Below are 13,028 nucleotides of genomic sequence, written 5' to 3' on the forward strand. Positions count from 1 at the left end.
GGGCGGCGGCGGTGGTGGTGGGGAGGTCCGTGGTGGTGGCGGTGGTGGTGGCGGTGGGGCCGGCCGGGGCGGCGCGGGGGCCGGCGCCCGGTGCGTGGGGCGGGGCGGCCGGGGCCGCGGCGCCGGCGGGTGGGTGCGCGCGGGCGGACGTGTGGCCTTGGTGCAGGGCCAGTGCCAGCCGCGCGGCAGCGGAAAACCGGTCGGGAGGTCCACCGGCGGGGCGGTCCCGGCGTAGGCGCAGTTGTCGCCGGTGAGTGGTCGGTCGGGCCGGCCGAGGGCGGTCGCCGCGGGCGCGGTGGCGAACAGCGCGGTCAGTCCCGTCAGCAGCAGGACGACGGCGGCCAGCAGGCCGGCGCCGAGGCGGACCGCGCCGCCGTGACCCGCCGGCCGTGGGGGGCCGCTCCGCCGCAGGTCAACTCGGCGGCGCAGGCCGTGATATCCGGTTATTTGACGCACGGCGAGAGCTTGCGCAGCGCGCGGGCCGCTCAGCCGTCCCCCCGCGCCAGTTCGCCCGAACGGGGTATGCGCCGGGCGCACGCGGCCCGCCGGTCGCTCAGGTGTGCGGACGCGCGCGCCGGGCGTCAACGCGCCGCGCCCGCGGCCACCCGCCACCAGCTGGACGTTTGATGCCGGGCCCGGCGGTGTACGGCACAATTCGCCTCCGGACAGGACGAGTTGACCACGAGTGGTGGCGGGCGGTAGCGGACGTGTCGGTTGAGGCGGCGGGCAGGATGGCCGGAACGGGCGAGCCGGAGGGCCGTGCGGAGCGGGCCGAGGGCGGCGAGTGCCGATGCGGACGGTGCCCGCACGGCGCCCGGGCGGGACACCGGGAGGCGGTGGCCGCCTTCGTCGCGCTGCGCGAGGACTTCGCCGCCGGGCGCGGCGTGCCGTCCGGCCTGGCGCACTCCGCCGGCGCCGCCCGGCAGTGGGTCTCCGACGAACTGACGCTCTCCGCCGAGGAGTTGGCCAGGCGGGGCGCCGCCGAGCGGGTCTCCTGGCTGGCCGCCGTACGGTGGCGCACCCTGCTGGCGGTCTGGGGCGCGGTGGTGGTCCTGCTGCTCGGCGAGGCGCTGACCGCCATCGGGGCGGGCTGGACGGCGTCCCGTACGGCCGCGCTGGCCGCCGCCGTCGTCCTGGCGCTGGGGCTGACGGCGGCGGCCGTCCGGCACCGTGCGCACGGCGGGGCGCTGGCGCCGCTGATCGGTGAGGACGGGCGGCTGTCCACCTCGCGGACGGTGGCCGTCGGCTGGGCGGCGGCGGTGCTGTACGCCGTGCTGCTGTCCGCCGTCCAACTGGCCGTCGCCGCACCGCCGCTGCGGCACCGCCTCCTCGCGGGCCTGTCGCTCGGCCGCTCCGGCGCGCTGCTGGCGCTGCTGGCGACCGGCTGTGCGGTGGCCGTGCTGGCGTACGGGCTGGTCGCCGCGCGGGTGCGGACGGGGCGGCTGCAGAAGGTGCCCGCGCAGCGGCCGCGCGCCGCCGACCTGCTGACCGATGACGCGGGGCGCGGCAGCTTCCTGGACGTGCAGTACGTGCTGGTCAATGCGGCCGTGCTGGCCCTGGCCCTGGTGCGGCTGGCCGGGCGGCCGGAGCAACTTCCGCGGCTGCCCTGGGGGCTGGTGGCGCTGGCGGGGCTCTCCGGGGCGACGTATCTCGCGGGGAAGCTGGTGGCCGGCGGCCGCCCGGTGATCCTCTCGGTGGTCCGCTCCCGCGAACTGGGCGACCTCGCCGCGCCGGTCCGCACCGGCGACGACATCGAGATCCGCGGGGCCGGCTTCGTCCCCCCGGGCGCCACCACCCCCGACCGGCTCGCCCGCACCGTCGTACGGATCGGCGCGGTCCACGTCCCCGTCCCCCTCGTCCCGGTGCCCGGCGGCTTCGCCAACCCGACGGACGGGCTGCTGACGGTCCCGGTGCCGGTCGATGTCGAACCGGGCCGGGTGGCCGTCCGGGTGATCACGGCGGCGGGGGTCGAAACCGCGGCCTATCCGCTGGACGTCGTGGACTGAGGCGGCAGGGGCCGTGGCCGTCGCGTGCCCGGCCGGGACGGGGACGGCCCGCGGCCGTCCATGGCTCAGCCGGGGGCGGGCGTGTCGGTTCTGTGTGCGTCCGCTGCCCGACGCGCGGCGGTCCGTTGAACGTCTGGCGCACCCGCGTACGTATCTCCCTCAGAGGCGCGGGCGCGGGCACAATCGTCTGCTCCCGGGGGCAACGGAGAGGCGGACGCCATGGTTCACGCGCATCGCACGATCAATGCCGACCTGGCAGGGACGGGCGTCGACGGCCCCCCTGCCGGTCTGCGGGCACAACTGGCACGCCACGCGCTGCTGCCGCTGCGCCTCTTCCTGGGCGTCACCTTCCTCTACGCCGGCATCGACAAGCTGACCGACCGGGCGTTCCTGGCGGCCGGCGGCGCCGGGTCGCTCGGTGAGATGCTGCGCCAGGTCCATGATGTGGCGGCGCTGCCGCAGTTGGTGGACCTCGCGCAGAAGAGCCCGGTCGGCTTCGGCTACGCCATCGCGGCCGGTGAGATCGCGGTCGGTCTGGGCACGCTGCTCGGACTGCTGGGGCGGCTGGCGGCGTTCGGCGGCGCCCTGATCTCCCTGACGCTGTGGCTCACCGTGAGCTGGGCGACCACCCCGTACTACTACGGCAACGACCTCGCCTACCTGGTGGCCTGGCTGCCCCTCGTCCTGGCCGGCACCCCGCGGTTCTCCCTGGACGCGGTGGTGGCGATGCGCCGCAAGCGGCACGGGGCGCAGCTGTTCGGCTGAGGCGCGGGAGCGGGGGAGCGCCGGAGGGCGGGGCTGGTTCGGGGGCGGTTCGGTGGCGGGTCGGTGGAGGGGTCCGGCGCGGGCGGGGTCAGGCTTCGCGGGCCGGTCCGTCCGGGGCGAATGCCTGGGCGACGGCAAGGCTGTCCTCGTAGACGTGATGCCGGGTGACCAGGCCGTTCTCGACCGTGAGGTGCAGGGCGAAGCGCGCGCGGTAGGGACGGCCGGTGGAGCGCGCGGTCTGCCGGATCTCACCGAGCACGACCGCGTCGTCGCCGTCGACGAGGAGGCGCTCGATCTCGGTGGCCGCCTGCCCCGGCACGTGGTGCGCGGCGAGTTCGCGGTAGTGGGCGGCGGCGTCGGCGCGGGTGGCGCGGTGCCGGATCCACGGGGTGTCGGTACGGCCGTGCTCGGCCTCCGGCCAGTCCAGCTTCCAGTCGCCGTGCTCGGCGTACAGCTCCGCGATGCGCTCCGGGTCGCCCGCGCCGATCCGGCGCAGCAACTCCTCCACCACGGCACGGGTCTGCGGGGGTGTGGTGTGGGTGGGGGCGGTGTGCACGGGTGTGGTGTGGGCGGGTGCGGTGTGCGGGTTTGTGTCCAGCGGCAGCGACACGGCTGATCCCTCCGTTCCGGTCCCGCGTCCGACTGACGCGGCGGGATCACCATTCTTGGCGGCACGCACGGGCCGCGCGATTACCTCGCGGGTAAGCGCGCGGAGCATCGCGCCCCCGGGCCTGTGCTGACCGGCCGGTGGGGCCCGGCCGGGTGGCGCGCGTCGCACCGCTCCCGGCCCGGGGCGTCGCCCGTGGGGCCTCAGGAAGATGGGGGCGCGACCGGCTGCTCCACCTGACGGGCGTGATGGCGGCGGGCCGTTGCCCAGACGGCGGCGGTGATGCCGGACAGCAGCAGGCCGGCGGGGACGGCGAGGAAGAGCCAGGGGCCGGGCGGGTGCCAGATGCCGAGGGCGTCGAGGCCGTAGGCGGTGCCGACGGTGAGGGCGGTGAGGCCGGCGATCAGACGGGCCGGTTCGAAGGGGTGACGCTTCAACGGAGGGCTCCCTGACGGCTCGTGGCGGGTGGCGTGGTGAGCGCCGAGAACGCTCCGGGCGCCGGGAGCGCGGCGGGGGTGGCCGCCGCGCGGGACGTCGGTGCGGCCGGGGACGGTGTGGCCGGAGCCGGATCGGGGCGCCGGATGTCCACCTGGCCCGCGCCGACCCTGACGGCGAGCTCCAGCGAGCCGCGCGGCCGCTCGCCCTTCTTGAGGCCCTCCGCGGGCAGGGTGAGGGTCCGCTGCTGACCGCCGGCCGTCAGGTCCACGTCGTCCGGTGCGTCGCCCGGCAGCTGGATGTCGCCGACGCCGAGCGAGACGTGCAGCCGGGTCGTGACGCCCCGCGGCAGCGTCACCTCCAAACGGCCGGCGCCCACCTCCGCGGCCGTACGGACCGTACGGCCGCCCTTCAGCGGCAGCTCGCTGAGGTCCAGCCTCCCCTCGCCGGAGCCGATGTCGTAGTGCGGGCGGACGGCGGCGAGGGTGGTCGGGGTCCAGCTGCGGTTCTGCCAGTCGACGGTGATGTTGTCGGGCAGCACCGTCGCGCCCGCCAGCAGGACGGCGGCGCACACCACCAGGAAGACCGTGCCGCCGCCGGTGCGTCCGAACCAGGCGCTGAGCACCAGCCCCAGGCCGAGGACGACCAGCACGGCGGCCAGCCCGGCCTGGAGGGACGGGGCGAGACCGGCCCGCCAGTAGACGGAGGACGCCGCGGCGGCGCCGGCGCCCAGCGCGAGCAGGAACGTCCAGCCGCCGATCGGACGGCCGCTACGGCGACTTGGGCGCGGGCCGCGGAGCGGGTGCGCGCCGTGCGGCGCCGGACCGGACGGCCCGCCCGCGCCCGGCCGTATGCCCGGCGGACGCACGCCGGCGGACGCGGCGCCGTGCTCGAAGCGGTAGGAGACGTCCACGGGGAGCGGGGTGGTCTCGGGCCCCCACAGATAGGCGGGACCGGCCGTCTCCCGGGCGCGCGGATCGCGCCACCAGGAGGGGCTGGTGGGCGACGGGGGCGCCGTGGTCTCCGGCGGGGCGTCGGCGACCGCCTGGGCGGTGGCGGGGTCCATCGCCTCCGGACCCTGCGCCTGGACCTCGCGGCGCCGGCGCGACCAGTACGCGGAGCCGGCCACCGCCAGCAGCAGCATGATGGCGAAGGACATCATGCTGCCCTTGGCCAGGGTCGTCAGAAACAGCCCGCAGCCGACCAATGCGAGGAGCAGCGCCGTCAGCGCCGAACCCTCGACCCGGCCGGAGAGCAGCCTGCGGCCCTCGTTCTCCTCCTCGCCCTCGGCGGGGAGCAGCAGCCACGCGAAGCCGTAGACGATCAGGCCGAGGCCGCCGACGGCGAGCACGGCGAGCACGATCCGGAAGATCACCGGGTCGAGATCCCAGTGCCGGCCGAGGCCGCCGCACACCCCGCCGATGACCTTGTGCCGCCTGCTGCGGCGCAGCGGGACGTGCGACGGTGCGGGGCCGGCCGGGCCGGAGGGCGCCGACTCCTCGACGGGGGCTGCTTCGTTCATGGACCCATGGTGACAAGAGCGCCGCGAGCACGGCATCCGTGAAAACCCTGGCAGATCCCTGAGATCTGCCGCCGGCGGCCCGGACATGCCCCAGGGGGGTCCCGAAACCCCTCGCGGGTTCGCATATGCCCCTGAGTTCCGCCCGTGCCCCGAAGCCGGCCGCGGACGCGCGGTGGCCGGGGGGTTCTTCGCCCGTGCCGGAGACTATCGTTGCGCCCTGGATACGTACGGGTTTCCGGAGGGGCGTGCGGTGACGGAGGCGGCGTCGGTGGACGAGGGGCGACTGGTCGCCGGGCGATATCGCCTGGTCGAACGGATAGGCCAGGGCGGTATGGGCACCGTCTGGCGGGCCCGGGACGAAGTCCTCGGCCGCCAGGTGGCGATCAAGCGGCTGCACGTCGCGCAGCTGGACGCCGACGAATTGGCGACCCGCCATGAGCGCACCACCCGCGAGGCGCAGGCCGCGGCGCGCATCAACCACCCCAACGTGGTGGGCGTGCACGACGTCGTGGACGACGCGGGGCTGCCGTGCATCGTCATGGAGTACGTCCCCTCCGCGACGCTCGGCGACGCCATCAAGGAGGCTGCTCGCAGCGACACTTCGGTCCCCCCGCGCGAGGCCGCCCGGATCGGCCGCGGCATGATCGCCGCGCTGCGGGCCGCGCACTCCGCGGGCGTGCTGCACCGTGACGTCAAACCGGGCAACGTGCTGCTCGGGGAGGACGGCCGGGTCGTGCTCACCGACTTCGGCATCGCGGTCGCCTCCGGAACCTCCACCCTCACCAAGACCGGCGAGCTGGTCGGCTCCATCGACTACTTGGCGCCCGAGCGCGTCAAGGGCGGTACCCCGGGCCCCGCCTCCGACCTGTGGGCCCTGGGCGCGACGCTCTATCAGGCGGTCGAGGGCCGGCCCCCGTTCCGGAAGAACACCGCGGTCGAGACGGCGTACGCGATCGCCATGGACCCGCTGGAACCGCCGCGCAACGCCGGGCCGCTGACCCCGCTCATCGAGGCGCTGCTCGCCAAGGAGCCGGGCGACCGGCCGACGGCGGAGGTCGTCGAGCAGGCGCTGCGGGCGGCCGAGAGCGACGCCGAGACCGCCCGGATCGGCTGGCAGACGCTGTCCCTGAGGAAGGCCGAGGCCCCTGACACGCAGTCCGAGTCGGCGACGCGCCCGGTCCCGCACACGGGCGGGACGACGCCCCCGTCGGGCGGCGCCGCCGCGGTACCCGCCCCGGGCGGCAGCGGTACGGTGACCGGCCGGGTCGCCGTGCCGGGCGACGGCATCGGCACGCGCTCCTCGGACAGCCGCACGGACGTGCTGTCCGGCGGCCCGGCCCCCCGCAAGGGGCGCGGTGTCCGGGCGGTGGTGTGGAGCGTCGTCGGGGTGCTGGCCGTCGGCGGCGGCGCGGGCACCGCCTGGTACGTGCTGCACCGCACCGACTCCAACGCGCCCCGGGCGGCCAAGGAGACCGGCGGCACGGCGCCCGTGCTGCCCAGCGCCCCGGACAGCAGCATCGGACCGCCCCCGCCCGTCCCCAGCGGCTACCACAAGGTCACCGAGACCGGGCTCGGCGCCGCATTCCCCGTGCCCGACGGCTGGAAGCGGGAGGCCAAGGACGGCGGGCGGCAGATCGTCTACTCCTCCGACGCCCAGCGTGCCCAGCTCACTGTCAGCGCCCTGGACTTCTCCTCGGCCGACCAGGTGCAGCACTTCAAGGACGTCGAGGCCGACTTCAAGGAGCTCTACCCCGTCTACACGCGGCTCCGCATGCAGGACACCGTCTTCCAGGGGGATCCCGCGGCGATCTGGGAGTTCACCTTCCAGGGCCGGGCCCGCAGCTTCCGGGGCATCGACCTCGGCTTCGGCCGCGAGGGCGACAAGGAGTACGCGATCTACGTGACCGCGCCCGAGGCGGACTGGACGACGTTCGAGAAGGTCTTCTCGAACGTGAAGGACGGCTTCCGCAAGAGCACGCCGAAGAGCTGAGGCAACAGAGTTGAGGCAGCAGAGCTGAGGCCGCGCGGCGGAGGCCGGGAGCCGGCGGCCGCGGCCCGGCCGGCCCCGGGAAACGTCAGGGGCCGGGTCAGGGTCGACCCTGATGCTCCGGGCACCCCCGGCGTGTGACGATCGGGGACATGACCACAGCTCCACCGCGCGCCGAGCCGGGCTACGCCCCGGCGCCGGACCCCGACGACCCGCCCGTGCGAAAGCTCTACCGCAGCGCCGACGGGCGGCTGCTCGGTGGCGTCGCGCGCGGACTCGCCGGGCACCTGGGGCTGCCGGTCTCCTGGGTGCGGATCGTGTTCGTGGCCCTGTTCATGGCCGACGGCATGGGCGCCCTGCTCTACGCCGCGTTCTGGTTCTTCGTCCCGCTGGGCATCGGCGGTGTCGAGCACCGCCAACCCGCCGCGGGCGATGGCAGGAAGCGCCGGCGGCTGGCCCGCAAGCCCGACAGGGGACAGGTCTTCGCGCTGATCGCGCTGCTGATCGGCGCCTCCGTCGTCGCCTCCCGATTCCAGCTGGGCCAGGCCAACGGCTATCTGTGGCCGGTGCTGCTGATCGGCGCCGGCGTCGCCCTGGTGTGGCGGCAGGCCGACAACTCCCGCCGCGCGCAATGGCTGGAGCTCGGCCGCCGCAAGGCGCTGCTGCCGGTGCTGCGCGGCGCGGCCGGTGTCCTGCTGGTCTGCATCGGCGTCACCGGCATCGTCGTGCTGCAGGGCTCGGTGCGGCATCTGGGCTCGGTGCTGCAGGCCGCGCTCGCCGTCGTCGTCGGCATAGCGCTGCTCGCGGGCCCGTATCTCGTACGGATGATGCAGGACCTCTCCGAGGAGCGGCTGATGCGCATCCGCGCCCAGGAGCGCGCCGAGGTCGCCGCGCACGTCCACGACTCCGTCCTGCACACCCTGACCCTGATTCAGCGCAACGCCGACGAACCCCGGGAGGTCGCGCGGCTGGCCCGCGCCCAGGAGCGCGAACTGCGCGCCTGGCTCTACAAGCCCGAGGGCCGCGGCAAGGACGAGGACGAGGAGCCCACCACCCTGGCGGACGCGGTCCGCAAGGCCGCCGCCGAGGTGGAGGACCACCACGGCGTCCCGATCGAGGTCGTCGTCGTCGGCGACTGCCCGCTGGACGAACCGCTGGGCGCCCAGCTGCAGGCCGCGCGCGAGGCGATGGTCAACGCCGCCAAGTACGGCGGCGAGGGCGGCGCGGTGCAGGTGTTCGCCGAGGTGGAGGGCCGTTCGGTGTTCGTCTCGGTGCGCGACCGCGGCCCCGGCTTCGACCTGGACGCGGTGCCCACGGACCGGATGGGCGTCCGCGAGTCCATCATCGGCCGGATGGAGCGCAACGGCGGCACGGCCCGGCTGCGCCCCGCCCCCGACGGCGGCACCGTCGTCGAGCTGGAGATGGAGCGCGCGGCCACGGAGCACGGCACATGACCCCGCGGCACGGGGAACTCCGGGCGACCACGGCACCGGGCAAGGAGTTCCCGGCGGCGACAGGGCCGGGGCGGACACGGGATGATGACGGGGCAGACACCGAGGGACGGACGGAAGACATGAGCAGCGAGGACGCACAGCAGGACGCGACCGGCGGCCCGGCCGGGGGCCGCACCGTACGGGTCGTGCTGGTCGACGACCACCGGATGTTCCGTACGGGCGTCCAGGCCGAGATCGGCGAGACCGGCCGCACCGGCGTCGAGGTGGTCGGCGAGGCCGCCGACGTCGACCAGGCGGTCACGGTCATCACCGCCACCCGCCCCGAGGTCGTCCTCCTGGACGTGCACCTCCCCGGTGGCGGCGGCGTCGAGGTGCTGCGCCGGTGCGCCGCGCTGTCGGCGGACGCCGAGCGCCCGGTCCGCTTCCTGGCGCTGTCCGTCTCCGACGCGGCCGAGGACGTGATCGGCGTCATCCGCGGCGGCGCCCGCGGCTATGTGACCAAGACCATCACGGGCACCGACCTGGTCGACGCGATCTTCCGGGTCGCCGACGGCGACGCGGTCTTCTCCCCGCGGCTGGCCGGCTTCGTCCTGGACGCCTTCGCCTCCACCGACGCCCCGCCGGTCGACGAGGACATGGACCGCCTCACCCAGCGTGAGCGCGAGGTCCTGCGGCTGATCGCCCGTGGCTACGCGTACAAGGAGATCGCCAAGCAGCTCTTCATCTCCGTGAAGACGGTCGAGTCCCACGTCTCCGCGGTGCTGCGCAAGCTCCAGCTCTCCAACCGCCACGAGCTGACCCGCTGGGCGGCCGCCCGAAGGCTGGTCTGACGCCCTGACCTGCGGGTCCGTGCGGCCCGGTGGTACGCACCGGGCCCCGGGCGGCGCGGCGGACCGGACCGGGGCGGCGCCGCGGGGGAAGGGGGCGCCCGGGGGAGCGGGGCGGAGGACGAGGGCGTAAAGAACGACCAAAGACGGGCAACCAGGACCACGCGGATCGCCATCTAAGGGCGCGGAGAGGCTCACTGCCGGAGGCGGGGCCCGAACCATCCCCACGTCCTTCGCGTACTTGTCCTGGAAACGAGATCCCGATGAGCCTGACGGGCACGCCCTTCTTCCTCACCTCGATCCTGCTGCTGATCGTCGCCGTCGTGGTGCCGCTCACCCTGTGGACCCGGATAGCCGGGCCGCCCCTGATGCGCGGCCTGGCCCGTCTGCTGATGCTGCTGTTCGCCCAGGTCACGGCCATCACCCTGGTCTTCGTCATGGTCAACAACGCCAACAACCTCTACGACACCTGGGGCGACCTGCTCGGCACCGACAGCCACGTCGCGGCGGCCAAGGACCTGGGCCCCGACGGCATGGGCGGCCAGCAGATCAAGAACGAGGCCAAGGTGCTCCAGCGGTTCCGCCCGGCCGACGACCCGCGGATGGGGCCCGGCGTGCGGATGACCGACCTCCAGGGCCGCATCTCGGGCGTGATGGGCGAGGTGTATGTCTGGCTGCCGCCGCAGTACGACAACCCGGCCTACCGCAACAAGAAGTTCCCGGTGGTCGAGCTGCTGCCCGGCTACCCCGGCTCGTCGAAGGCGTGGTTCGGCTCGCTGCACGTCGGCGAGCAGCTCAGGCCGCTGATGCTGAGCGGCGCGGTCAAGCCGTTCATCCTGGTGGCACCGCGGACCAACATCCTCACCGGCGCCGACACCGGCTGCGTCAACCTCCCCGGCAAGGTCAACGCCGACAGCTGGCTGACCGTCGACGTACGCAAGATGATCACCGACAACTTCCGGGCCGGCACCAAGCCGGACTCCTGGGCACTGGCCGGCTACTCGGCCGGTGCGCACTGCGCCGCCAAGCTGGCCCTGGCCCACCCGGACCGCTACCGCGCCGCGGTCGCCCTGTCCGGCTACAACGACCCGGCCCTGGAGCCCGACTCGCTCGCCGGCAAGGACCCCAAGCTGCGCATCGAGTCCAACCCGCTGCACATCCTGAAGGCCGCCAACACGGCCGGAAGGCCGCCCCGTACGGCGCTGTACGTCTCGGGCGCCGCGGGCGACGGCTATCAGGCGGGCATCGGCCTGCGCCAGCTGGCCAAGCGGCCGACGTCGGTGACCGTGCAGCTGATCCCGGCGAACGCGGGCGGCCACACCACCGCGGTGTGGCGCCAGCAGGTCCCGGAGGTCTTCCGCTGGCTGGGCGGCCGGATCAGGGCGTAGCGGCCCGCCCGCCCGGCCCACGGCTCCCCGCGCCGAGGCGTTCCCGGGGCAGGGCGGTCCGCGCTACGCGGGCCGCGTCGCGCCCGCGAACGGCATCTGGTCGATGGGCGCGAGGCGCACCGGTGCACCCGGATGCGGGGCGTGGATCATCTTGCCGTCGCCGACGTAGAGCCCGACGTGGCTGATGCCGGAGTAGAAGAACACCAGGTCGCCGGGGGCGAGTTGGGATCGGTCGATACGCGGGCCGGCGTTGATCTGGGTGTAGGTGGTGCGGGGGAGGGCCACGCCGCCGGACCGCCAGGCGGCCTGCGTCAGGCCCGAGCAGTCGTAGGCGGACGGGCCGGTGGCGCCCCAGACGTAGGGCTTGCCGAGGGCGGCGTAGGCGAAGGCAACGGCGCGCGCGGCACGGGAGCCGGGAGCCTGCGCGGCGGCCGCGGACCCGGTGGGGATTCCGCCGAGGAGGCCGTCGCCGCGGTCCGCCCCCCGGCTCGCTCGGCCGGCACCGCCGCCGTTCCGCGACGGGTCCCGGCCCGCCATCCGCTGCCGCTGCTCCGCGGTCAGGCGGCTGAGCAGCTGCTCGGCGGCGTCCAGCTTGCGGACGACGGTGACCCGGTGCTTCTTCGCCGTGGCCTGGCCCGCCGTCATCCGCCGTGCCGTCTCCGCGGCCTGCTGCTGCACCTGCCGTACGCTGCCGAGCCGGCGGGCGTAGCCGGCCACCGCGGCCGCCTGGTGGCTGCCCGTACGCTCCAGGACCGCGGCGCCGTCCAGATAGCGCTGCGGATCGGCCGACAGCATCAGCCGTACGGTCGGGTCCACCCCTCCCGAGCGGTACTGGGAGGCGGCCATGGTGCCCAGCTCGGCGCGGGCGGCGTTCAGTTTCGAGGTCCGCCGGGCGGCCTCGTCCTGCAGTCTGCTCAACTCCTCGCGTGCGGAGTCGGCAGCCTCCTTGGCGCCGTTGTAGTTCTGCGTGGCCACCTCTGCCTCCTGGTACAGCGCGTCGACCCGGCCCTTGACCTGGGCGGGTGTGGGCGGTGGTGCTGCCTGGCCGGTGCCGTCGAAGGTGGTGGCGGTGGCGGCGCCCGCGAGGGCGAGCGTGGCGGCCGTACGGGCGGTGCGCGCGCTGCGCGAGCCGCCGGTGAGCGAGGCGAGCGGGTGCTGCCTGGGCTTGCGGTGCGAGGCCACGGTGGCCGTCACTTCCTTCCCTTCGGGCCGGGGTCCGGCGGTGGTCCGCAACGGGGAGCGGACCGCCACCGGACCTCGCGGCGGGGCGGTCGACGGAACACCGGTACGGGGACCGGTGAGGGCGGGGAGTCGACCGCCTGGGGGAGGACGCTAGACCCGGCTATCGGGCGAGTGAGCCCGCTTGCCCGGCATTGTTCGCTTTTCGACCGCCGCCGGCACGGGTCTGACCGCCGCGCCGTCGCCCGCGCGCCGGGAGCGGTCTGCCGTGACCGAAGCGGCGATTGCGGACGCCCTGCCCGAGGGGCCGTGCTATGCGGCGGCTACGATCCACCACTATGGACGTAGTAATCAATATCTTCGTCGCGCTGCACATCATCGGCATCGCCTCCCTCCTGGGCGGCTTCCTCACCCAGATGAAGGCGATGAGCGCGGGCACCGCGCGCTTCGTGCCCGCGATGCTGCACGGCGCGCTGACGATGCTGGTCACCGGCATCGTGCTGGTCGGCCTCAACCAGGCCCAGGGCCACCCCGTCAACAACATCAAGATCGGCATCAAGCTGGCCGTCCTGGTGGTGATCCTGGCGCTGGTCTACGTCAAGCGGGACGAGGAGACGGTGGAGAAGCCGCTCTTCGGTGCGGTCGGCGGGCTCACGGTCGCCAACATCTTCATCGCGGTGCTCTGGACCTGAGCCCACCACCGCCGCACCGCGGCGCCCCGCACCCACCGGGCGCCGCCGCGGCCCAGCCGCCGCAACGCACACCGCGCGGTCGTCGCGCTCCGGACCCGGAGACGACGGCCGCGCGGTGGCGTGTGGGGGGTGGCCCGTGGGGGGTGGTCCTCGGGGTGGAGCGGGG

General features: G+C 74.8%; 11 protein-coding genes and 1 pseudogene. 7 read left to right on the forward strand and 5 right to left on the reverse strand.

Features of this window, described 5'->3' with window-relative positions; genetic code table 11:
• Positions 1-456: pseudogene (locus tag OO62_RS40290) on the reverse strand (hypothetical protein); the annotation flags it as partial.
• Positions 457-731: 275 nt separating this feature from the next.
• On the opposite strand from OO62_RS40290, the gene OO62_RS33650 reads away from it, so the two are divergent.
• Positions 732-2,006 carry a hypothetical protein gene (locus tag OO62_RS33650; RefSeq protein WP_106974935.1) on the forward strand — a complete coding sequence of 425 codons (1,275 nt, stop codon included), beginning with the start codon at positions 732-734 and terminating at the stop codon, positions 2,004-2,006.
• Between the two features lie 219 nt (positions 2,007-2,225).
• Positions 2,226-2,771 carry a TQO small subunit DoxD gene (locus OO62_RS33655; RefSeq protein ID WP_033271500.1) on the forward strand — a complete coding sequence of 182 codons (546 nt, stop codon included), beginning with the start codon at positions 2,226-2,228 and terminating at the stop codon, positions 2,769-2,771.
• A gap of 88 nt (positions 2,772-2,859) precedes the next feature.
• Here OO62_RS33655 and OO62_RS33660 read toward each other — a convergent pair whose 3' ends face one another.
• From OO62_RS33660 to OO62_RS33670, 3 genes are all read right to left on the reverse strand, one after another.
• The gene (locus OO62_RS33660) at positions 2,860-3,282 is read right to left on the reverse strand and encodes a nuclear transport factor 2 family protein (protein ID WP_033271519.1); all 423 of its coding nucleotides are present in this window, start codon (positions 3,280-3,282) and stop codon (positions 2,860-2,862) included.
• Positions 3,283-3,581: 299 nt separating this feature from the next.
• Positions 3,582-3,815, reverse strand: coding sequence for a hypothetical protein (locus OO62_RS33665; protein WP_033271501.1), 234 nt, complete (start codon positions 3,813-3,815; stop codon positions 3,582-3,584).
• Positions 3,812-5,335: a PspC domain-containing protein gene (locus OO62_RS33670; protein WP_078617493.1), complete on the reverse strand. Its 1,524-nt coding sequence runs from the start codon at positions 5,333-5,335 to the stop codon at positions 3,812-3,814. The genes OO62_RS33665 and OO62_RS33670 overlap by 4 nt, the downstream gene beginning before the upstream one ends.
• A 250-nt stretch (positions 5,336-5,585) precedes the next feature.
• Between OO62_RS33670 and OO62_RS33675 the strand changes: the two genes are divergently transcribed.
• The 4 genes from OO62_RS33675 to OO62_RS33690 all read left to right on the forward strand — a co-directional run bounded on the left by OO62_RS33675 (position 5,586) and on the right by OO62_RS33690 (position 10,991).
• Positions 5,586-7,325 carry a serine/threonine-protein kinase gene (locus OO62_RS33675; RefSeq protein ID WP_033271502.1) on the forward strand — a complete coding sequence of 580 codons (1,740 nt, stop codon included), beginning with the start codon at positions 5,586-5,588 and terminating at the stop codon, positions 7,323-7,325.
• Positions 7,326-7,474: 149 nt separating this feature from the next.
• Entirely contained in the window at positions 7,475-8,776 is a 1,302-nt protein-coding gene (locus tag OO62_RS33680; protein WP_033271503.1) for an ATP-binding protein, read from the forward strand.
• A gap of 119 nt (positions 8,777-8,895) precedes the next feature.
• Positions 8,896-9,606 carry a LuxR C-terminal-related transcriptional regulator gene (locus OO62_RS33685; protein WP_033271504.1) on the forward strand — a complete coding sequence of 237 codons (711 nt, stop codon included), beginning with the start codon at positions 8,896-8,898 and terminating at the stop codon, positions 9,604-9,606.
• Positions 9,607-9,866: 260 nt separating this feature from the next.
• Positions 9,867-10,991 carry an alpha/beta hydrolase gene (locus OO62_RS33690; RefSeq protein ID WP_033271505.1) on the forward strand — a complete coding sequence of 375 codons (1,125 nt, stop codon included), beginning with the start codon at positions 9,867-9,869 and terminating at the stop codon, positions 10,989-10,991.
• Positions 10,992-11,054: 63 nt separating this feature from the next.
• Here the strand turns inward: OO62_RS33690 and OO62_RS33695 are convergent, their stop codons facing one another.
• Entirely contained in the window at positions 11,055-12,185 is a 1,131-nt protein-coding gene (locus OO62_RS33695) for a C40 family peptidase (protein ID WP_078617495.1), read from the reverse strand.
• 323 nt (positions 12,186-12,508) lie between these two features.
• Between OO62_RS33695 and OO62_RS33700 the strand changes: the two genes are divergently transcribed.
• Positions 12,509-12,862, forward strand: coding sequence for a hypothetical protein (locus OO62_RS33700; protein ID WP_033271506.1), 354 nt, complete (start codon positions 12,509-12,511; stop codon positions 12,860-12,862).
• The last annotated feature ends 166 nt before the right edge of the window (positions 12,863-13,028 follow it).

It is taken from the genome of Streptomyces lydicus (assembly GCF_000717345.1).
Lineage (GTDB): Bacteria > Actinomycetota > Actinomycetes > Streptomycetales > Streptomycetaceae > Streptomyces > Streptomyces lydicus.